23 protein-coding genes are annotated in these 21,190 nt (G+C 60.9%); 1 reads left to right on the top strand and 22 read right to left on the bottom strand.

Translation table 11 applies throughout. The features are described from left to right. Positions 1 to 78: 78 nt before the first annotated feature. The 17 genes from pqqE to smpB all read right to left on the bottom strand — a co-directional run bounded on the left by pqqE (position 79) and on the right by smpB (position 11,993). A complete protein-coding gene (gene pqqE / locus NSJP_RS04695) occupies positions 79 to 1,179 on the bottom strand; it encodes a pyrroloquinoline quinone biosynthesis protein PqqE (RefSeq protein ID WP_080885772.1) in 1,101 nt (366 codons plus the stop codon). Then, positions 1,176 to 1,457, bottom strand: a complete 282-nt coding sequence (gene pqqD / locus NSJP_RS04690) for a pyrroloquinoline quinone biosynthesis peptide chaperone PqqD (protein ID WP_172834162.1) — start codon at positions 1,455 to 1,457, stop codon at positions 1,176 to 1,178. Before pqqD ends, pqqE begins: the two co-directional genes overlap by 4 nt. Continuing rightward, positions 1,426 to 2,187, bottom strand: coding sequence for a pyrroloquinoline-quinone synthase PqqC (gene pqqC / locus NSJP_RS04685; protein ID WP_080885770.1), 762 nt, complete (start codon positions 2,185 to 2,187; stop codon positions 1,426 to 1,428). The genes pqqD and pqqC overlap by 32 nt, the downstream gene beginning before the upstream one ends. Beyond that, positions 2,184 to 3,107: a pyrroloquinoline quinone biosynthesis protein PqqB gene (pqqB, locus tag NSJP_RS04680; RefSeq protein ID WP_080885769.1), complete on the bottom strand. Its 924-nt coding sequence runs from the start codon at positions 3,105 to 3,107 to the stop codon at positions 2,184 to 2,186. Before pqqB ends, pqqC begins: the two co-directional genes overlap by 4 nt. After that, the gene (locus tag NSJP_RS04675; protein ID WP_155969881.1) at positions 3,104 to 3,262 is read right to left on the bottom strand and encodes a hypothetical protein; all 159 of its coding nucleotides are present in this window, start codon (positions 3,260 to 3,262) and stop codon (positions 3,104 to 3,106) included. The genes pqqB and NSJP_RS04675 overlap by 4 nt, the downstream gene beginning before the upstream one ends. 133 nt (positions 3,263 to 3,395) lie before the next feature. Continuing rightward, complete coding sequence (gene ybaL / locus NSJP_RS04670; protein ID WP_080885767.1) at positions 3,396 to 5,030, bottom strand: YbaL family putative K(+) efflux transporter; 1,635 nt, start codon at positions 5,028 to 5,030, stop codon at positions 3,396 to 3,398. Between the two features lie 219 nt (positions 5,031 to 5,249). Further along, positions 5,250 to 5,891: an NAD(P)-dependent oxidoreductase gene (locus NSJP_RS04665; protein WP_080885766.1), complete on the bottom strand. Its 642-nt coding sequence runs from the start codon at positions 5,889 to 5,891 to the stop codon at positions 5,250 to 5,252. Between the two features lie 51 nt (positions 5,892 to 5,942). Continuing rightward, positions 5,943 to 6,389 carry a VOC family protein gene (locus tag NSJP_RS04660; RefSeq protein WP_080885765.1) on the bottom strand — a complete coding sequence of 149 codons (447 nt, stop codon included), beginning with the start codon at positions 6,387 to 6,389 and terminating at the stop codon, positions 5,943 to 5,945. Then, positions 6,386 to 6,808: a hypothetical protein gene (locus tag NSJP_RS04655; RefSeq protein ID WP_080885764.1), complete on the bottom strand. Its 423-nt coding sequence runs from the start codon at positions 6,806 to 6,808 to the stop codon at positions 6,386 to 6,388. Before NSJP_RS04655 ends, NSJP_RS04660 begins: the two co-directional genes overlap by 4 nt. A gap of 18 nt (positions 6,809 to 6,826) precedes the next feature. After that, positions 6,827 to 7,519: an SDR family oxidoreductase gene (locus tag NSJP_RS04650; RefSeq protein ID WP_080885763.1), complete on the bottom strand. Its 693-nt coding sequence runs from the start codon at positions 7,517 to 7,519 to the stop codon at positions 6,827 to 6,829. Between the two features lie 13 nt (positions 7,520 to 7,532). After that, entirely contained in the window at positions 7,533 to 7,949 is a 417-nt protein-coding gene (locus NSJP_RS04645) for a VOC family protein (RefSeq protein ID WP_080885762.1), read from the bottom strand. Positions 7,950 to 7,952: 3 nt separating this feature from the next. After that, positions 7,953 to 8,633, bottom strand: coding sequence for a DsbA family oxidoreductase (locus NSJP_RS04640; RefSeq protein ID WP_080885761.1), 681 nt, complete (start codon positions 8,631 to 8,633; stop codon positions 7,953 to 7,955). Further along, a complete protein-coding gene (locus NSJP_RS04635) occupies positions 8,630 to 9,526 on the bottom strand; it encodes a pirin family protein (protein WP_080885760.1) in 897 nt (298 codons plus the stop codon). The genes NSJP_RS04640 and NSJP_RS04635 overlap by 4 nt, the downstream gene beginning before the upstream one ends. Before the next feature lie 43 nt (positions 9,527 to 9,569). Then, a complete protein-coding gene (locus NSJP_RS04630) occupies positions 9,570 to 10,034 on the bottom strand; it encodes a DUF5069 domain-containing protein (protein ID WP_080885759.1) in 465 nt (154 codons plus the stop codon). A 28-nt stretch (positions 10,035 to 10,062) separates the two neighbouring features. Next, entirely contained in the window at positions 10,063 to 10,812 is a 750-nt protein-coding gene (locus tag NSJP_RS04625; RefSeq protein WP_197685479.1) for a pirin family protein, read from the bottom strand. A gap of 43 nt (positions 10,813 to 10,855) precedes the next feature. Next, a complete protein-coding gene (locus NSJP_RS04620; RefSeq protein ID WP_080885758.1) occupies positions 10,856 to 11,299 on the bottom strand; it encodes a DoxX family protein in 444 nt (147 codons plus the stop codon). 226 nt (positions 11,300 to 11,525) lie between these two features. After that, positions 11,526 to 11,993 carry an SsrA-binding protein SmpB gene (gene smpB / locus NSJP_RS04615; protein ID WP_080885757.1) on the bottom strand — a complete coding sequence of 156 codons (468 nt, stop codon included), beginning with the start codon at positions 11,991 to 11,993 and terminating at the stop codon, positions 11,526 to 11,528. Between the two features lie 57 nt (positions 11,994 to 12,050). Here smpB and NSJP_RS04610 point away from each other — a divergent pair, with 57 nt between their 5' ends. Further along, complete coding sequence (locus tag NSJP_RS04610) at positions 12,051 to 12,518, top strand: DUF721 domain-containing protein (protein ID WP_080885756.1); 468 nt, start codon at positions 12,051 to 12,053, stop codon at positions 12,516 to 12,518. On the opposite strand, the gene NSJP_RS04605 is transcribed toward NSJP_RS04610, so the two are convergent. From NSJP_RS04605 to dnaA, 5 genes are all read right to left on the bottom strand, one after another. Then, the gene (locus NSJP_RS04605) at positions 12,515 to 13,087 is read right to left on the bottom strand and encodes a hypothetical protein (protein ID WP_080885755.1); all 573 of its coding nucleotides are present in this window, start codon (positions 13,085 to 13,087) and stop codon (positions 12,515 to 12,517) included. The genes NSJP_RS04610 and NSJP_RS04605 overlap by 4 nt on opposite strands. A gap of 39 nt (positions 13,088 to 13,126) precedes the next feature. Then, a complete protein-coding gene (gyrA, locus tag NSJP_RS04600; protein ID WP_080885754.1) occupies positions 13,127 to 15,604 on the bottom strand; it encodes a DNA gyrase subunit A in 2,478 nt (825 codons plus the stop codon). A gap of 267 nt (positions 15,605 to 15,871) precedes the next feature. Then, positions 15,872 to 18,361 carry a DNA topoisomerase (ATP-hydrolyzing) subunit B gene (gene gyrB / locus NSJP_RS04595; RefSeq protein ID WP_080885753.1) on the bottom strand — a complete coding sequence of 830 codons (2,490 nt, stop codon included), beginning with the start codon at positions 18,359 to 18,361 and terminating at the stop codon, positions 15,872 to 15,874. A 54-nt stretch (positions 18,362 to 18,415) separates the two neighbouring features. Beyond that, positions 18,416 to 19,543, bottom strand: a complete 1,128-nt coding sequence (gene dnaN / locus NSJP_RS04590; protein ID WP_080885752.1) for a DNA polymerase III subunit beta — start codon at positions 19,541 to 19,543, stop codon at positions 18,416 to 18,418. Positions 19,544 to 19,576: 33 nt separating this feature from the next. Continuing rightward, a complete protein-coding gene (dnaA, locus tag NSJP_RS04585; protein ID WP_269457712.1) occupies positions 19,577 to 20,938 on the bottom strand; it encodes a chromosomal replication initiator protein DnaA in 1,362 nt (453 codons plus the stop codon). Positions 20,939 to 21,190: the final 252 nt, after the last annotated feature.

The raw sequence follows: 21,190 nt of genomic DNA, 5'->3' as shown, positions 1-21,190 counted from the left end.
CGATATCTCCTCCTGTCCCGATCCTTTTGCATAGGCAACCTCCATCGGCAGAGACGGAACGGTGCCGCCTCGGGCATCTCAGGTATGGACTGATCGCCGCAGTTCACGATACGCGAAGACCACCGGCGTCCCGGACTGGACGGCGCCGGTCCTCGCAGCTTCGATCAGCCGATGATCCGGCGCCAATGCACAGGCCGGATCGGCGGCGTCCGCTTTTCCTGTCACATGATAGGCCTGGCATCGGCAGCCTCCGAAATCCTCGCTGCGGCTCGGACAGGACCGGCAAGGATCCGGGAGCCATTCCTCCCCGCGAAATCGGTTGAATCCGGCGGATGCATCCCAAATCTCGGTCAGCGACCGCTGCCGGACATTGTCGAAGCTGAGACCCGGAAGCGTATGAGCCAAATGACAGGGCAAGACCAGCCCTTCCGGGTTCACGACGAGATAGCGACGGCCCCAGCCGTCCATACAAGCTTTGGGCCGGTCCGCATAATAGTCCGGGAGGACGAAGCAGACATCCATCGTGCCACGGAGCCGCCGTTTGGCTTCGGTCGCGACGGCTCTCGCCCGTTCGATCTGCTCGCGAGTCGGGAGGAGCGCGGTCCGGTTGTGCAGGGCCCAGCCGAGATATTGCGTGTTCGCCAATTCAAGACGGTCCGCCTCCATCCGCTCGGCCAGCCGAATCACGTCCTCAATCTCGTCCAGATTTTCCCGATGAAGCACCACGTTCATGGTCAGCGGCAATCCGACCGCCTTGACCCATCGCATCACTTCCAGTTTCCGGTTGAAGAAAGACCCGCCGGCGATGACGTCAGCCCCCGGCTGTCTGGCGCCCTGCACCGAGACCTGGACACTGTTCAATCCGCCCGCCTTCAACCGGCGCAGCCGTTCGACGGTCAAGGGAATCCCGCTCGTGATCAAGTTGGTATACACGTCCCGCTCCGCCGCCCGCTCGACGAGCCGCTCGAGATCCTCCCGCAACAACGGCTCGCCGCCCGTGAGATTGACGTGAACCACACCGAGCGCGTCCGCTTCGTCAAACACCCGCAGCCAAGTTTCCGTGTCGAGTTCGATTCCCGGCCCGGGCGATTCCACGGGATTCGAGCAATAGGGGCAACGCAGGGGACAGCGGTGGGTGAGTTCGGCAATCAGCGTGTACGGGCGATAGGGCGACGTCATGCGGCGTCCTGAATCAATCCACGGTCTGCGAGCGTTCTGACGAAGGCCCGCACGTCGCGTGCGATCTCGGAGCGAGACGTCCCGGCGTGAACGGCGGCCAGCTCGCTGATGATGTCCTCGGTTGTGTATTCGCCCGTGCACCGGCGCAGGATGCCGGACCCCGTGTCATTGAGGTCCAATCCGGCTTCAGGGTACAGCAGCAAGTACCGGCCTGTATGCCGGTCCAGCCGAAGCCGGACCTTCGGATTAAGCCGAGGCCTGACGAGGGAATCGGGCATGGGCATTCCTTCCATTCGCCGACGGTCTGACGCAGTCGGCCTGGATGCAATCGAGCAGATGCCACAGAATCGCCGCCTTCTTGATCAAGGCCTCGATGCAAGCCGTTTGACGCTCGCGCGTGGTCGCCTCCCGCATGACGAAGGACACCGCGTGCCGCGCATCGAGATCGGCGCGCGACACGCGCATCCGGAAATAGGTCAGCGCCCCGGAACCGACCCAGGGATAATGACGCCCCCAGGCGTCCAACCGCCTGCTCATAAGGGTTGGCGCAAACAGCTCGGTCAGCGAGGAGGCGACCGCTTCGAGCAGCGATGCCTCCCGCACGAACTGTACGTACCCGTCGCAAGCCAACCGAACCCCCGGCAGCACCGACCGCAGGCTGCGTACCTCGTCTGGGTCGAGACCCACGCCACGCGCAAGGATCAGCCAGGAGTCGAGCCCCCCCGTTGCGGCGTCATCACCGTCTTGATCCCGGACGCGCCGGATCCAGACCCGTCGGAACGCCGGATCCTCCGACTTCGAGAGAATCAAGGCATCCTTGATGGGTATACGCGTTTGATAGTAATACCGGTTCAGCACCCATTGCTGGAGCTGCCGCTTGGTCAATTTCCCTTGGTGCATGCGGAGGTGAAACGGATGCCGATCATGGTAGCGCGCGGCACCCTCCCGGCGCAGCTTGGCAAGAAACGCCTCGTTCGAGAGGGGTCGCGCGTCTGACCGCCGGTTCATACGTGGATTTCCATTCCGTCGCGCCCGACCTGCCATCCCGAGGCCTCAACCATGGTCCGCTCGCGGGCGTCCTCGCGCAGGATCGGATTCGTGTTGTTCATGTGAATGAAGATCCGGTGCCGGGCAGGAAGACCAGTCAGGCGCGCCAGGCTGCCGTCCATCCCTCCGATCGGACAATGGGCCAACTCCTCGGCCGACTTTCGAAGAAAACCTGGTCCCGACAGTTCATCGCTCGACCAGAACGTTCCGTCGAACAGGATACCTTCGGCTCCGGCCAACCCCTCGAGTACTGCCTCGGTGATACGCCCGACGGACGACACATAGGCCAGCACTCGTCCATTCTCCACGTTGCGGAATCGAAGTCCCACGTTGAGTTCGGGCTGTTCCCTATCGACCATCCCGTCCAAATGGACCGGCGGCTTTCCCGGCACGGCGAATGCCGTGACCGCCAAGCCGGACGGAACCCCGTTGGCATGCCGGACGGCGTCCTCTTCTCCGAGCACAAGCCTTCGCCAGGTGACCTGACCGGGAAACCGTTCCAACGTGCGGTACAGCACATTGCCCTCCGTGAATCCGCGTCGGACCGTGTCCGTGGCATAGATGACCACCGGCTGACTCTCTCGCAGCGAGAGCAATCCCAGGCAGTGATCCAGATCTCCGTTTGTCAGAAAGATGGCTTCGATCGGCGTCGCCCGCCCAATGGCCGGATGCAAAGGGCCGAAGCTTTCGATCTGTACCCGGATGTCGGGCGATGCATTGATCAGGAACCAGGCGCGCCCGTCCACGCTCAGACAACTCGATTCCTGCGTCCGGGGGCTGGCAACGATCAAGCCCTGCCGCAGGCCGCTGCAATTGGTGCAGGCGCAATTCCACTGCGGAAAGCCGCCGCCGGCCGCGGAGCCCAGAATCCTCAGGATCACGTCGCCGCCGCTGGGCGTTCCTGTTGCGCAGCCGCGATGCCCGGCGCGTGCGGCTCTTGGCCGAGGTCGGGGATGTCGTCACGATCTTCTTGGTAGCCGTTGATCTCGGCGTCCATCCTGATTTCCGAGAAGGCAGGCGCTTCCCATTTGCGCATGATCCCTCCTTTCGGCCGACGATGAGGCGGCCGCACCATGAATTGATCAAATCCCATCGTACACGGAAATCCCCTCCGGATCACCAGAGGTTTGCCCGACAGTTGGACTCCGGACGCGTCCGGGCGGGAGCGCTTATCGCCGTTCGACCACGTACTCGATCATGCGCCGCGCGATTTCTTCCTCGCCCATGATGACGACTTCGGCGCCTCGGAGCCGCAGGTGCTCCACTTCCGCGTCGGAATGCGCCCGAGCCGCCACCTCAATGGACGGATTGAGGGCCCGGGCGCGCAGGATGACCTGGCCCGCCTCGAACACGTTGGGAATCGCGCTGATCAGCATCCGAGCCCGGTCGATCCGGGCGGCCTCCAGTATTCCGGGGGCCTCCGCATTGCCGAGAATCGCCCGTTCGCCTTGTCCGCGCAGCGCGTTGACGAGTTCGGCGTTATTCTCGATGACCACCACCGACTGGTTTCCGTCCCTCATCGCCTGATTCACCAGTTTGCCGACCCGGCCGTGTCCGACCAAAATCACATGATCTTCGGCCGACACCACCGGAAGGGCCATATGCCCGGCCCGCCGACCGCGCGGCTGAAGCCAGTCCACCATCATGAACCACACGGGATTCATAACGATGGAGAAGATCGCCCCCGCCAGGATGAGATCCCGGCCTTCGTGCGGTAACAGACCTGATTTGACGCCAAGTTCCGCCAGCATGAAGGCAAATTCGCCGATTTGAGCCAGGCTGGCCGAAATGATCAGGGCCACACGCTGCTGATGTCCGAACAGCAGCACGATGACCCAGGCGGCAAGCGACTTTCCCACAAGAATGATCAACAGTGTCCCTGCGACCGCCCAGGGCTGACGGATCAGGACGCTCGGATTGAACAGCATGCCCACCGCCACAAAGAACAGCACCGCGAAGGCGTCCCGCAACGGGAGCGTTTCGGCGGCCGCCTTGTGGCTGAGCTCGGATTCGTTCAGGATCAGTCCGGCGAAGAACGCGCCCAGTGCGAATGAGACGCCGAAGAGGACGGCCGATCCGAATGCCGCCCCCAGCGCGATGGCCAGCACGGCCAGGGTGAACAATTCTCGCGATCCGGTCTTCGACACCTGCTCCAAGGCCCAGGGAATCAGCCGCTTGCCGATGACCAGCATCAGGGCGACGAAGAGCACCACTTTGCCGATCGTCACCGCCAGCGTGAAGAGGAGGGGACCGAGCTGCGCCGAGGTCCCCGACGAGTCCTTCAGCGCACCCGACAGTGCGGGCACGATCACCAGTGCCACGACCATGGCGATGTCTTCGACGATCAGCCACCCGACCGCGATACGGCCTTCGGACGTGTCGATCAAGCGCCGATCTTCCAGGGCTCGAAGTAAGACGACCGTGCTGGCCGTGGACAGCGCCAGGCCGAACATCAGACCGGTGCCGACAGACCATCCGATCGCGTACCCCAACGCCCATCCGAGCGCAGTGGCGATGATGATCTGCGCGATGGCGCCGGGAATCGCGATCTTGCGCACGGACAACAGGTCGCTGATTGAGAAATGAAGGCCCACGCCGAACATCAGGAGAATCACGCCGACTTCGGCCAGTTCCGGCGCCAGCGACCCGTCCGCCACGAATCCGGGTGTGAACGGGCCGATCACGATGCCGGCCAGCAAGTATCCGACGATCGGAGCGATGCGCAGGCGGTTTGCAATGGCGCCGAACACGAACGCGACCACGAAGCCGCCGACCAAGATGGAAATGAGGGGATGTGGGTTCATGTGCCCGATCCGGGCGTGTGGCACGGCATGCCGATGGTGTTCATCTTTTCCTTTCAGGGGGATACGACGTCCGCCGGTCGACCGGAGGGACGTTCATGATCACTTTGAGGCGATGATAAAGAGGAGGGGGCTCGCGAGCAAGACCTTGATTCGTTGACTCTCGTCGTGGTTGCTCGACACTCTCACGCCGGCAGGCCGGACACGGCGCGCAACCACGGCCTAATAGCCGACGGTGAAGCGGCTCCGGATATGGGCGGGCCGTTCCAGTTCGTCGATCATCGCCACGGCATAGTCCTCGACCGAGATGCGGCTCGCGCCGTTTGCATCGCGCAATAGCTGGTCGGTTCCCAGGCGAAAGACGCCGGTGCGCGCTCCCGGCGATAAATCCGCCGAAGGAGAAAGGAAGGACCATTGGAGGGTCGGTTCATTCCGGAGTAGATGGAGCGCCTCGCGTGTGGCCAGCGCGCCCTGTTTGTATTCGTCGGGGAATTCCGGAAGATCCACGGACTGTACGCCGGGCTTCACTTCAAGGCTGCCGGCCCCGCCCACGACCAGCAATCTAGCTACGCCGGCTTTCTTCACGCCGTTGATGATGCCCTTCATGCCCCTGACCTGTTGATGGAAGATGTCCGGATTCGTCCAGCCGGGATTGAACGCGCTGATGACGGCATCATGTCCGGAGACCAGGCCGGCTATTTCGTCCTCGTTGTACGCATCTCCCTTTCGGAGGTGCAGCTTCGGATGCGGCGCCAGTTTCTCGGGATGCCTGGCAATAGCCGACACCTCGTGCCCGCGATCCAATGCCTCCTTCAGAATCGCCGAACCGGCAAAGCCTGTTGCCCCGATCACAGCAATCTTCATCCGAATCACCTCCTCACTACGTCCAAGCGTACCAAACCTGCTTGTATCACGTCATAATCTCAGCGGCTTGATCGGCGAGACGACCGCCGCAGGGTCGTTCTTCCAAAGGGATTCATCGGCATCCACGTACAGTTCCACTTCATTGCCGTCAGGATCGCGGAGATAGAGACTCTGGCTCACCGTATGATCGCTCATCCCCTCGATGGCAATACCGGCCCGCTCCAGTTCCTGTTTTGCAGCCCGGAGTTCAGCCAGGTTGTCGCCGACTTTAATACCGATGTGATAAAGGCCTCGACGTCGTCCCGACGGAGGCCCCGGCGCGTCGCCCACCTGGATCAACAGCAACTCGTGATGCGTGCGGCCCGACGTGAGGGCGGCAGCCGCACCGTCGAAGATCTGTCCCACTTCCTTGAACCCAAGGAGGTCCCGGTAGAACGTGAGCGAACGTTGCAGATCTTTGACATAGAACACCACATGGCCAAGATAGTGGGCTTTCATTTGATACACTCCTTTCCCGAAGCCGGCCGCGCGAGCAGCGCTCTGACCTCGGCATGCGCCAATCCGACGTCCGGACTCCGCTGCAGCGCATCGTAATAATGCCGGCCGAATCCTTCTCCCTCCTCCGAAGGCGTCAGCAGCGTCCGCGCCGAGGCGACCAGCGTGGCGATGTCATCCGGCGCCGCCGGTTCGCGGCTCTCGTCGAGTTCGTCGACCCTGACCATCAGTTGGGACAGAGGCCTGAGCCAGGCGAACCAGGGATCTCCCAGTACCAACTGCAAGAATGCGCCGTTGGAGGCGATCCGGCCGTGCACGCGTTCGTAGGCCAGCCGCTCGTCGTCCAGCAACGCCTTATGCAGACGGAGCAGGACGCGGGACATCTCGGCGAGGGGGCTGTTGGCACGACGTTCGTATGACATGACCGGTATCTCCCTGATCTACGGCGCGTGTGCGCCGATCGGAATGGCGGCGCCGCTGATCTGGCCGGCTCCGTCGGAAGCCAGGAAGGTCAACAGCTCGGCAATGGATTCCGGCTTGGTCCAGCTAGAGGGATTGGCTTCGGGCATATTGGCGCGATTGGCCGGAGTATCGATGGTGGTCGGCAGCACGCCGTTGACCGTGACCCCCGAACCCTTCAGCTCGAGCGCCAACACCCTGATCAGTGCGAGCAGTCCGGATTTGGCCACGATATAGGCTCCGGCTCCGTCGAACGGCTCAACGGCCGCCCAGGCCGCCACATGCAGGAGACGGCCGCTTCCACGGGCCGTCATGTGAGGCAGCGCGGCCTTCGAGAGCAGGAATGCCGGCGTGAGATTCACGGCCAACATGCGGTGCCAGAGCGATACATCCGTGTCCGCGATGCGACCAGCGGCAAAGCCGCCGACCAAATTGACTAGGACGTCGAGACGGCCGGCGGTCCTGATCACATCCTCCAGAAGACGGTGGACGGCTGCTTTGTCGGCGACATCAGCCTTCATCGCCTTTCCTTCGATCACCTGCTCCGGCGGCGGATTGCGGTCTGCCGAAATGACCCGCGCGCCCGATCGCACGAACGCCGGTACAATGGTCCCGCCCAGCGCGCCTCCTCCTCCGGCAATCAGGACGACTTTCCCGCTCAATGACGTCGGCATGCAGACGGCCTTCCTATCTTGAACGGCCGAACGTAATGCCGGCCTTTTGAACTTCCTGGTAGGGGAGGAGCCATACGAGAGACTCGTCGCTGAGGTCGCCAACCTGAATCCGGTTTCCCCAGGGATCGTGAAAGTCGCAGCGGAAGTTCGGCTGGAGTTTCAGCTTGTACTTCTTCGTCAGCTTGCGACGGACCTCTCGGATCTGTTTCGCGTCACTTACCATTAAGCCGAAATGCTTCACACGATCCGGCTGCAATCGTTCGACCTCGAAGATGGCCATAAATTGGTGTTCCCCGAGCTTGCACCATGCGGCGCCTTCTCCGCCTCGCAACATCTTCAACCCGAACACGTCCGAATAAAATTTCACGGCCTTCTTGGCATCCGTGACCTCGATGACCACATGATTGCATCCGTAGACCTGGACCGCCATGATTCACCTCTCGTCCGGCGCATGATCACCGGCCGTGACCGGCTGCGCCTGGATTGTATCGATCGCGGCCACAAACCGCTCGACCGGTTGGGCGCCGGAGATTCCGTACGCCCGATTGACCACGAAGTAGGGGACGCTCCGAATTCCGAGTCGGCCACCGGCTGCCTCTTCCTCTTTGACCTCCACGGTTCCCTCGTCGGTCCGGAAGAAACGTTCGACGTCCGCACCGTCAAGTCCGGCATGCCGGCCCAATCGCACGAGGGACGCTTGCGATCCGATCTCTTCACCCTCTTGGAAATAGCCCTTGAACAGCGATTCCACCACCTCATCCTGGCGGTCCCGAAGTGCGGCATACCAGATCAACCGGTGGGCTAAAAACGTATTCGGCGTCCTGGCAATTCTCTCAAAGGCAAACGCTATCCGCTCCTCGCGCGCCGCATCCGTGACGTGCTCCTCCAATCGCCTGAAGGCCTCCATGCTGCCGAACTTGGCTTCGAGGTAGGCCGTTCGTTCCACACCCTCCGCCGGCATCGTCGGATTCAGCTGAAACGGGCGCCAGATGATCTCACCCTTCACCGAGCCCTGCCGTTGCGCCAGCGCCCGCTCCAGCCGACGTTTCCCCACATAGCACCAGGGACAGACGACGTCCGAATAGACTTCGATGGTCAGCGGCCGATTATTCACGACAAATGTCCCATTCTTCCTGCGCGATAGTCGTTGACCGCTTGCACAAGTTCGGCCTGGGTATTCATGACGAAGGGACCATGGCGGGCGATCGGTTCTTCGATCGGTTCTCCGCCGAGGATGAGAATGACCGAATCCTCCGTCGCATCCAGTGTGATCCTCTCGCCCGAATGACCGAAGAGAGCCAGTTCGGCCTCTCCCGCCGGTCGCGTCCCGTTGATCACGACCCGTCCATGCAACACAAACACCGACGTATTGAACCCTTCGGGCAGCGACAGATCGATCGAGTGTCCCCCGTTCAGTCGCAGATCATAGAGATGCACCGGACTGAAGGTCTTGGCCGGTCCCCGCTGTCCGCGGAACTCGCCCGCGATGACGCGCAGGCGGCCGGCGCCTCCTCCGAGATCGACCGCCGGAATCTCCCCGCTCACCAGGGTTTGATACCGGGGTTGCGACATCTTGAACGATTTCGGCAGATTGACCCAGAGCTGGATGCCCTCCAGCGTGCCTCCGCGCTTGGCAAACTCTTCTTCGTGCAATTCTTCGTGCACGATACCGGACGCGGCGGTCATCCACTGGACATCGCCGGGACCTATGACGCCCCCGCTTCCGGTGGAGTCGCGATGGGCGACCTTTCCCTGATACATGATCGTCACGGTCTCGAATCCCCTATGGGGGTGTTCCCCCACGCCCAGCCGCCGGTTGGTCGGCGGAAAATACTCCGGTCCCATGTAATCCAGGAGCAGGAAGGGTGACAATTGCTCCTCGACTCCGGCGCCCGGAATCATGTTCCGCACAGGAAACCCGTCGCCGACCATATGCTGGGACCCCGCGTGATAGATCCCGCGGAGTTCCTTTGTCTGAGCAGTCGTGATCGCGGCTGGCCTGTTCATCGTTGACTCCTTTCTCCGTTCCACTGCCGGTCTGCGCGCGCGGTCATGAGAACCGCCGTTCCTCCAGATCGTACACGTCGAACCAGACATAGACCGGACGCGGCGGCGGCACGAATTGTGGAATGTATTCCTCCAGATAACGCTGAGCCTGGAGACTCATCTCGCTGAGCTTCATGTCCCGCATCGTATTGTTCCACTTCAGCACCGCATCAGGGTCTTTGACCGCGGATGCGCCTTCGATCCATTTTGAAAGTTCCTCGTCCGTCGCGCCGGTCGCCACGACCTCCTTGAACTGCTCGGGCGTGATCCCGGTAAACGAAAACCATTGGGAAGCCAGCGAGCAGGGCCAATAGTTGTATTCGCCGTTCATGTCCAGCAGAAATGCCCGGCACTTATCCGCGGAGCGAGCCGCTATCACATATCCACCCAGTTTTTCGCGCGGGCTCCGGGGATAGTCTTTCCGAAGATCCTTGGCCAGCTGCTTCACCTTTGCAAGATTCGCCTTCATCGTTTCCTCCTCGAATGGCTGGCCCGGCTCAACGATCAGCAGGCGCGTCCATCTGCCACACCAGCACTTCGGTTCCGATCGTATCGTCGGCTCTCAGCTTGCGGGCTCCCGCCGCCGTCAGTCTGACGGCGTCCCCGGTATGCAAGGGCTCGGCCTTTTCCAGTTGCGCAGCCCCTCTGGCAACATAGATGTGGCTGTAGAGGCCGTCGGGCACCTCCACGGTCTCGCCCGGTTTCAGCCGTCCGCCCCAGAGCACGGCTCCCTTTTGATGAATCCTGATTGCCGCATCATGCCCCCGCCCGGACGCAATAGGGACCAGGCCTCCCTTGGCCAGCTGATCATTGATATCCAGCTGTTCATATCCGGGAGCGAGACCCGTCGTGTCCGGAACCACCCACATTTGAATGAAATGCACGTCCTTCTGTTTCTGCGGATTCATTTCAGAATGCCAGATACCGGTGCCGGCGCTCATCCGTTGTGCCAGCCCGGGATAGATGATGCCCTTGTGACCTTCAGAATCCTTGTGTTCGAGCTCGCCGTCCAGCACCCACGTGACAATCTCCATGTTCTGATGCGGATGCGTGTGAAAGCCAGTCCCGGCCGAAACCCGGTCGTCGTTGCTGACCAACAGCAACCCATGGTGCGTGTTGGCCGGATCGTAGTGCGTGGAAAAGCTGAAGCTGTGCCACGAATCGAGCCAACTGATCCGGGTATGAAACCGGTCGGCGGCCCGTCGAATGTCGACGGACGGAGTCACGGTCTTGCGCACTTCCATCATGACTGCCTCCCTTTCCTGCGCAGAGCCCTGCGCCTTCTTCATTTCATACCCGCTCGGCGATGGCACGATCCAGGGACCAGCGGCCTCCTCCGGTCACCAGCAGCGCGAGTCCGGTGCCGATCGCCAACAGATGGTACTCGTAGCCTTCACCTTGTTGCTTGCCGAACCAGTTCATAAAGAACCCGTACGGCAAATGGGTCGTCAGGATCGCTCCCAGCATGATGACGCTCAGGCTCGCGGCTGTAAAGCGGGTGAGGAGGCCGGCCAGCAATCCGAGGCTGCCGAAGAATTCACCAATGATGACGAGGAAACCGATGATCCACGGCAAGTGCATGGATTCCGTGAAGAACCCCATCGTGCCGGAGAATCCGAACCCGCCGTACCAGCCGAGCAACTTCTGCGCGCCGTGGGGGAATATGACCAATCCCAACGTCAGCCGGAGGATCATGCCGGTCCAGTCCTCGCTGGTTTGAAAGAGTGCCTTCATCTCGCACCTCCTCGTCAATTAATGCCGCGAGCGAGTCGGCGTTCCAGCCTATCGCCATCCGATATGACATCCATGACTCACTATGATAGTTCTAGCTAGAACTAAGTCAAGTGTTAGTCTTTGGGCGCTGATAAAAATCAAAATAAGCCTATTAAATTGGCAACTTGAAGGACCGTCAGATAGCTGGGTCTGGAATGCTACGAGGAGAGGAGGGAAGATCGCGAATCTATTTTCTCTCTTTGATCGCCCGTTCGACCTCGCGGCCGGCCTCACGCGCCTTGAGGGAGTCGCGGCGGTCGTGCAGCTTCTTCCCCTTCGCCAATCCCAACTCGACCTTGGCAAAGCCGCGTTTGGTGAAGTAAATCCTGAGGGGGACGAGCGTCAACCCTTTCTGCTGCGTCTTGCCGAGCAATTTGTTGATTTCCTTCCGGTGCAGGAGCAGCTTCCGTACCCTTACCGGATCATGGTTCATGATATTGCCGTGACTGTACGGACTGATGTGGCAGTGGTGGAGGAAAATCTCCCCGTCTTTCACGCTTGCATAGCTATCTAGGAGATTGACCTTTCCCTCACGCAAGGACTTGACCTCGGTGCCCTGCAGTTGAATGCCTGCCTCGAACCGCTCTTCGATGAAATAATTATGGAAGGCCTTTCGATTCGTCGCCACCGCCCGTTCCGTGTCCTGTTGTCCCATGCCATGTACTCCGCTTCCCGGCTTGACCCCACCGGGCCCCGCGCCTAAGATTCGACGATGCGAGGTCCGGGGCCAGTCGATTCCTTTGGAACCATCCTATCCGGCTTGGCCAAACGGTTGGGCCTGGAGTCCCGCCTGCTGGAATTGCGCGTTCAGCGGGAGTGGGGCCGGATCGTCGGGGAGCCGATCGCCTCCCACACCTGGCCGGATCAGATTCGCTTCAAAAAACTCTACCTCATCGTCCGGAGCTCCGTCTGGATGCAGCAGCTGACGTTCTTAAAGCCGGCGCTGCTGGCCAAACTCCAGCAAGTGGACGGGTCGATCACGGACCTCTCCTTGCGCGTCGGCGAAATTCCTTCGAGCCGAAGCGCCGTGGACGCCACGTCTTCCACCAACCCGCTTCCCACCACCGAGGCGGCTTTGATCGAGGCTACAGCTCACGCGGCTGCCGTCCAGGATGAAGACCTTCGGCAGCGCCTCACGCGGGTCATGGCCGACGCCCTGTCCCGTGCCGGCCCGCGCTAGGATCCAGGCCGAAGCGGCTCCTTGAAGAGCTGACGCGAATAGGCGGCGGTGGCGGCCGTATCCGGCCCGTCGACCAGAGGTCCGATCCGTCCTTCGTCCTCACTGTCGGTCAATTGATAGTACCCCCGCATTGCCCGCCGGAATCCGTCGCGTATCTCGCGGTCCTCCCCGCTGAGGTATCCATGGAGAATCGGCGCCTCGGCCCACGCGTCGTGCGTGAAGATGTACACGGTGATCCGGCGATAGCGGCTCGTCGGATCGTCGGGCGTCGTCGGCCTGATCTTCATGGGGCCGAAGTTTCGGGTCTCGCGACCGACTTTTCGCAACCGTTGGATGAGCGTCTCGATTTCCGTGTCGCTGGTCCAAGCCGGAACATGCACGGCCACGGCGGTGCCTTCCTGTGAACCGACGCTGTACGGCGGGATCGAACGGTCTGGTCGGCTGAGATACATCCCGCCCCAGATGAGCCCGAAGGAGCCGAAGAACACGGCCAGTGCCAGTTTTACGACCGTGTCCAGAGGCTTCTTTTTACGAGGCGGGGGAATGACCTGTGGGTTTGGATCGTTCATGGGCGGGGGAGCGGCGCGAGCGGCGTCACGGTCCGGTCGTCAGTTCCGTGCGCCGTCGTCTGCAGCCGCGTCGTCCCGTTCGGCACTCTCGGCAAGTCGGGCTACCGCCACGACACGGTCGTCTTCGCCGTCGAGATCGAGAACACGGACACCCTGCGTGTTGCGGCCGATCTCACGGATGTCGTCGACTTTACACCGCAGCACTTTACCCTGCGCCGCCATCATCATGATTTCATCGTCGTCACGCACCTGGAGGAATCCCACGGCCAAGCCGTTCCGCTCGGTCGTCTTCACGCTGATGATCCCCTTGCCGCCGCGCCCCTGCACCCGATACTCCGTGACCGGCGTCCGTTTCCCGTAGCCTCCCTCCGTCACGGTGAGGATGGCGGTGGTCGAATCGGGGGTGATCGTCTCCATCCCGATCACCTCGTTGCCTTCTTCGAGCGTGATGCCCTTTACCCCGTAGGCGGTCCGCCCCATCGGCCGGACTTCGTCCTCCTTGAAGCGGATCGTGATGCCTTGTTTCGTCCCCAGCAGAATCTCCCGCTGGCCGTCCGTGATATGGACGGCGATGAGCTTGTCGCCCTCTTCCAACCCCAACGCGATGATCCCGCCCTGACGGGGATTGCCGTACGCGGATAGCTCGGTCTTCTTGATGATGCCCCGCCTGGTGGCCATGACCACGAAGCGGTCGTCGCGGTACTCCTTGACGGGCAGCGTGGCGGTGACCTTTTCGTTTCCCGAAAGCGCGAGCAGATTGACCAGCGCCTTCCCCTTGGCGGCGCGGCTCGCTTCCGGAATCTCGTGCACTTTCAGCCAATAGACTTTCCCGGCGTCCGTGAAGAACAGGAGCGCGTCATGCGTCGAAGCCGTAAAGAGCGTCTTGACGAAATCCTCGTCCTTGATGCCCATGCCGATCTTGCCTTTTCCTCCGCGGCGCTGGGCCCGATACAGCGAGGCGGCGTTGCGTTTGATATAGCCGGCATGGGAAATCGTGACGACGACTTCCTCTTCCGCGATCAGATCCTCAATGCTGATCTCGGCCTCTTCCTTGACGATCTGCGTCTTCCGCTCGTCGCGATAGGTCTCGTAGATCTGGGTCAGCTCGTCCTTGATGATCTTGCGCACCAGAGCCTCGCTGCCCAGGACCGACTTGAGATATTCGATCTGCTTCAACACCTCGGCGTATTCCTCGATCAGCTTGGTGCGCTCCAGCTGCGTCAGCCGTTGGAGCCGCATGTCCAGGATGGCACTCGCCTGAATCTCGCTCAGCGCGAACTGCCGCACCAGGCCGGCCCTGGCTTCGTCCGGCGATTGAGATCGCCTGATTAACGTGATGACGGCATCGAGGTTGTCGAGGGCGATCTTCAATCCCTCGAGAATATGAGCCCGCTCCTCGGCCTTGCGCAGATCGAAGGCCGTTCGCCGCACCACCACTTCGCGGCGATGCTCGATGAAGTAGTGCAGGATCTGTTTGAGGTTCAGCACCTCCGGCCGGTTGTTCACCAGCGCCAGCATGATCACGCCGAAGGTCGTCTCCAGCTGCGTGTGTTTATAGAGATTGTTCAACACGACCAGCGGGATTTCCCCGCGCTTGAGCTCGATGACGATACGGACGCCTTCCCGAGCCGAGGATTCGTCGCGCAGATCGGAAATCCCCTTGATCCGGTCATCCTGAATCAGCTCCGCAATCTTCTCGATCAGCTTCGCCTTGTTCACCTGGTATGGAATTTCGGTCACGATCAGCCGCTCCCGGTCCGTCCGCTGTTCCGATTCCACCACGACCTTCGCCCGCAGCTTCAGCAGGCCCCGGCCGGTCTCGTAGGCGTCCTTGATGCCGCTCATCCCGTAGATGAAGCCGGCGGTGGGAAAATCCGGTCCGGGGATTTTCTTCATCAGCTGCGCCACGGTCACGTCGGGATTTTCCAACAGCAGCAGCAGCCCTTCTACGACCTCGCCCAGATTGTGCGTCGGGATATTGGTCGCGTAGCCGACGGCGATGCCGCCGGCTCCGTTGATGAGAAGGTTGGGAACCTTCGTCGGGAGGACGAGCGGTTCCACGCGGGACTCGTCATAGTTCGGACCAAAATCGACCGTTTCCTTGTCGATGTCGGCCAGCATTTCTTCGGCCAGCCGCGTCATCCGGGCTTCGGTATACCGCATCGCGGCGGGAGAATCGCCGTCCATCGACCCGTAGTTGCCCTGGCCGTCGACCAGGGGATAACGCATGTTGAAATCCTGGGCCATGCGCACGAGCGTGTCGTAGATGGCGGAATCGCCGTGCGGATGATAATTGCCCATGATCTCGCCGACGATCTTGGCGGATTTCCGATAGGCCCGATTGTGGACCAGGCCCATCTCGTTCATGCCGTACAGGATGCGGCGATGCACGGGCTTCAGGCCGTCGCGGACGTCCGGAAGGGCTCGTCCCACGATCACGCTCATGGCGTAGTCGAGGTACGACGACCGCATCTCGTCTTCGATCGCGATCTGACCTAATCGTTCATCCGGCGGCATGTTTGGTTTCCACTCCTATTTCCTATTCTTTTTCTTTCTTCCCTCAATGACGTGACGCGGGTGGCGGCGGACGGGCGATCTTCTCACCCTCCCACCCCGCCTCGCCGAGACGCGGCTTTCACCGAGCACGCGCAGGAAAGTCACCCCACTGGGGACTGGGGCGCACGACGCGATGAATAAAGAGCGTCACGTCTGTGCGCGCCGGCGAGATGGTGAGCCGGCCGGGGAGCGAGCCTGTCGGCGCTGTCCGCCGACAGGACCCGCCCCTTACACGTCTAAATTCCGCACTTCGAGCGCATGCGCCTGAATGAAATTCCTGCGCGGCTCCACCTCGTCGCCCATGAGAATGGTAAAGATCTCGTCCACGCCGGTCATGTCTTCCAGCTTGACCTTGAGCAGCGTGCGCACTTCCGGGTTCATCGTCGTCTCCCAGAGCTGCTCCGGGTTCATTTCGCCCAGTCCTTTGTACCGCTGGATGCTGAGCCCCTGTTTTCCGAGATCCAGGATGGTCTTGACCAAATCGGCCGTCGAATGGAGCTGCTGCTCCTGCCCCTTGGACTTGAGTCGGTAGGGCAGACGGCCGAGGCCGATGGCGGAGGGCGCCAGCTTCTGCAGTTCCCGGAAGTCGGCGGAGCCGACCAGCTCATGGGTCACTTCGAGAGCATGGGCGATCCCGCTGGCCTGAAGTCGGCAGGACACCCGGTTCGATTGATGTTCCTCGTCCTGAAGGATGTCGAGCGTGGGCGCGAGTTTGGGAAAGATCAGGGCAAGCGCCCTCTTCACGTTCGCCACGACCTGGACAAGGGTCTCCTGGTTCTTCAGCAAATCCCGATCCAGCCCAGGCTCGTCGACGAAGGCCCGGAGCATCGCGGCTTCATGGGATTTCTTGTTCAACCGCGCGAGCAACGTTTCGAATGCGATCATCTTCTTGAGAATCGGCAGCAGGCGCCGCCCCGTGACGAAACCCTGGGCCCCTTCCAAATAGAGCTCGACGTCCTCGACGGCAAGATCCGCCAAATGCTCGTTCAGTGCCCCCTCGTCTTTCAGATACCGCTCGGCCTTGCCCTTCTTCACCTTGAAGAGCGGCGGCTGTGCGATGTACACGTAGCCCCGCTCCAACAGCTCGGGCATTTGTCGGAAGAAGAACGTCAGCAGCAGCGTCCGGATGTGGCTGCCGTCCACGTCCGCGTCGGTCATGAGAATAATCTTGTGGTATCGGGCTTTCGCGATGTCGAAGGTATCCTTGTCGGCTTTGTCGCTCTCCTCCCGCTTGCGCCCGATGCCGGTGCCTAAAGCCATGATGAGCGTGCGGATTTCGTCGCTGGTGAGCATCTTGTCGAAGCGCGCCTTTTCGACGTTGAGGATCTTCCCCTTCAACGGCAAGATGGCCTGGAATTTCCGGTCTCGGCCTTGCTTGGCTGAGCCGCCGGCCGAATCACCCTCGACGATGTAGAGTTCGCTGACCGACGGGTCTTTTTCTGAACAATCCGCCAACTTGCCGGGCAGCGATCCTCCGTCGAGCGCGCTCTTGCGCCGGATGAGATCCTTCGCCTTTCGGGCAGCCTCGCGGGCACGGGCGGCGTCGATGGCCTTGCCGATGATCTTGCGGGCGACCGGAGGATTTTCCTCGAAATAGGTTCCCAGTGCCTCATTGACGGCGGCTTCGACGACCCCCTTCACTTCGCTGTTGCCGAGCTTGGCTTTCGTCTGCCCTTCGAACTGGGGATTACGGACCTTCACGCTCACGACGGCCGTGAGGCCCTCGCGCACGTCATCGCCCGTGAGCGACTCCGTCTCTTTCTTGAGAAGGTCATTGGCATTGGCGTAGTTGTTGATCGTCCTCGTCAGCGCGGCCTTGAACCCGACCAGATGGGTGCCCCCTTCCTTCGTATTGATGTTGTTCGCGAAGGAGAAGAGGTTTTCCGCATAGCTGTCGTTGTACTGGAGCGCCACTTCCAGGATCATCTTCTCTTTTTCGACGTTCACATAGATCGGCTTGTGCAGGGGGGTCTTGGCTTCGTTCAAGTGCTCGACGAACGAGACGATGCCGCCCTTGTACAGGAAGGTCTGTTCCTTGGCCGGTTCCTTGCGCTCGTCCTTCAGGGCGATCGAAAGACCCTTGTTGAGGAAGGCGAGTTCGCGCAGTCGCTGTGCCAGCACGTCGAAACTGAACTCCAGCGTCTCGAAAATCTGTCCGTCTGGCTTGAACCGGACCTTGGTGCCCCGGCGCTTCGTTTTCCCCGTGTCCTTCAGCGGCGCGCCGGGCTTGCCTCGTTCATAGCGTTGTTCAAAGACCTGGCCGTCCTGCCAAATCTCCAGCTCGAGCCATTCTGAGAGCGCGTTCACGACCGAGATGCCGACGCCGTGCAATCCTCCGGATACGGTATAGGCACCCTGCTCGAACTTGCCGCCCGCGTGGAGCACCGTGAGCGCCACCTCGGCGGCGGACTTCTTTTGGGTGGGATGCATGCCGGTGGGAATACCGCGCCCGTTGTCGACCACGGTCACGCTGCCGTCGATGTGCACCGTGACCTCGATCGCTTCCCCGAACCCGGCCATATGTTCGTCGACGCTGTTATCGACGACCTCGTAGACCAGATGATGCAGCCCATCCGGCCCGGTACTGCCGATATACATCGCCGGACGCTTGCGGACTGCGTCGAGGCCTTCCAGGACCTTGATCTGGTCCGCGCTGTAACTGTCGGACTTCCGCGAGCTCGGTTCGCCTGCTATCTCGTCAGATTCTTTCGTGGCCATCCCCTGTCCTAGACCCCCGGTTCCTTGCATCCCACTGAGCCGGCTGTGCCGGACTCAGATCTTGATCGGCATCACCACACATTTGAATCCGGGACTTTCCGCTTCTTGAATCAGGCACGGGCTCAACGGATTGTCCATTTGGAGCGACAGCGTCTCGCCGTCCATGACGCCGAGCACGTCCAACAAGTATCGCGCGTTGAAGCCGGTATTCAGCGCCTCCCCCTCGTACTGGGCCGACAGATCCTCAGTCGCCTCCCCATAATCGGGGCTGCTGGAGAATAGCGACAGCCGTCCCGCCGTAAACGACAGTTTGACCGCGTTGGCCTTGTCTCTGGAGAGCACCGACACGCGCCGCAAGGCGCTCTCAAACTCCAGCCGATTCACGCTGATCCGCCTGTTGCTCTCCTTGGGAATCACCTGTTGGTAGTTCGGATAGTTGCCTTCCATGAGGCGGGACGTCAGCAACAGACCGCTTTTCCGAAAGATCATCAGGTTTTTGGTGAACCCAATCAGCGGTTCCCCATCTCCGCCTTCTTCCAGTAGCCGGCGCATTTCATGGGCCGCCTTTTTGGGAATAATGGCCTTGATCTCCTGCGGCACGCTCTTGCCCTCCGGCTTACCCAGCTCCTGCTCCGCCACGGCGAGCCGGTGGCCGTCGGTCCCGACCAGCCGAAGCGTCGTCTTCCGGTCGGCGGAGATCAGCATGACCAGCAATCCGTTGAGAATGTACCGGGCATCATTGTCCCCGGCGGCAAAGAGAGTTTTTCGAATCAGTTCCAGGAGACCCGCCCCGGCCAAGGGAATGAGCCCTTCGCGCTCGATGGTCGGCAGGGCCGGGTAATCGGCACTGGGTAATCCCACGATCTTGAACTGGCTCTTGCCGGCCTGGATGCTCGTCCAGTTGTTCTCCCCGCTGGTGATCTCGATGTCGCCCGAGGGCAATTCCTTGATGATTTCGTAAAGCTTTCGCGCGGAGAGGGTAATGCCGCCGGTTTTCTGTACCGTCGCCTTGTAGAGCCCGCGCATGCCGATCTCGAGATCCGTGGCGATGATCTCGGCGCCTTCCTGTTTGGCTTCCAGGAGAATGTTCGACAGAATCGGCATGGTGTTGCGCTTCTCGACGACCCCCTGGACACGTTGCAGGCCCGTCAGCAGTTCGTCGCGTCCGATGCGTACCTTCATGATCCCCTTCTCCCCGAGTGTTCCGGGCGGCTATCAGCCGCGCAGGATCTTGTCCTTGAGTCCATCCAGCGTCGCCTGCAGCGAGCTGTCGGTGTCCCGCGCCTTGCCGATCTGCCGGCAGGCGTGAATGATCGTCGTGTGGTCCTTCCCTCCGAAATGCCGTCCGATCTCCGGGTATGACGCGTCGGTCAACTCCCGACAGAGATACATGGCAATTTGCCGTGGATGAACCAGCGTCTTGCTTCGCCGCCGGGACTTCAGATCGGCAATTCTCACATGGAACCAGGTGCTCACGACTTCTTGGATGTCTTCCAGGGACACGATCTTCTTCTTGTCGCCGATGAGATCTCTCAGAACGTTTCTGGCCATGTCCAACGTGATGACTTGGCCGGTCAGCGACGCATAGGCGCCGAGACGTACCAATGAGCCTTCGAGTTCCCTGATGTTGCTCTTCATCGTCGTCGAGAGAAACTGAATGACGTCCTCGGGCAGCCTGACTCCCTCGTCCTCTGATTTCTTGCGCAGAATCGCGATCCGTGTCTCGACGTCCGGCGGCTGGAGATCGGCGATCAGCCCCCATTCGAACCGGGACCGTAACCGCTCCTCGATGTCGGGCATGTCCTTCGGGAAGCGGTCGCTCGAGAGCACGATCTGCTTGTGAGCCTCATACAGGGAATTGAACGTATGAAAGAATTCTTCCTGCGTCCGTTCTTTTCCCGCCAGGAACTGAATGTCGTCGATCATTAACATATCGATGTGCCGGTACCGCTTGCGCAAGTCCATCATCTTGTCGTACCGGATGGAGTTAATGACTTCGTTCGTAAACTGCTCGGTTGTCAGATAGGCGATCCGCAAGTCCGTCCGTTCTGCGACGTGATTCGCGATCGCATTGAGGAGGTGGGTTTTCCCGAGGCCGACCCCTCCGTAGATGAACAATGGATTGTAGGCCTTCGCCGGTTGCTCGGCCACCGCCATGCAGGCAGCGTGGGCGAATTGATTCCCGGCGCCGACGACGAAGTTCTTGAACGTATACTTCGGATTGAGTTGGATGCCGCGCTTGGGCTTGGACCCAGCGACGGCTCTGGCCTGTTCGATGACGGTCGGGTCTATCGGCTTGGCTGCCAAACGGTTGAATACCACGAATGAGACGGCTGTTTCCCCGCCGCCGCGTGCCGTGGAAACCGCCTCTTCCAGCAGAGGTCCGTAGTGCTGACTCAGCCAGTCTCCGAAGAACTTATTCGGCACAGCGATTTGGGCCGTACTGTCTTCGATCCGCTCCAGGTGGACTGGTGTAAACCACGTGTCGTACACCTGTTTTGGGACTTTTCCCTGGATATAGGCCAGGGCCTCTTGCCACACGGACGCGACAGTCATAATCCCTGCGATATCACCCATACACAGGCTTATTCACACCTGTGGATAACCACATATTTGCCTGCTGATTCGACCTATGCGGTCTCTCTCACATACACGATCACAGGAACGCAGATGACCACCCTGGGTATCAGGTCCAGAGGTTGCTGACTCTGCACTCACCGTCAACTCAGAGTCAATCCCCAACTTCATCACCAGGCTCTTCAATCAAACTCTCGTTGCACAGTCGATACTTATCTCTTTTCCTCGTCGTCCACAGGACCTATTCTTACT

The sequence above is a fragment of the Nitrospira japonica genome, from assembly GCF_900169565.1.
In the GTDB taxonomy this organism is placed as follows: Bacteria; Nitrospirota; Nitrospiria; order Nitrospirales; family Nitrospiraceae; genus Nitrospira_C; species Nitrospira_C japonica_A.
The sequence above is the reverse complement of the archived record's forward strand: the minus strand, read 5'-3'. Positions and strand labels throughout refer to the sequence as shown.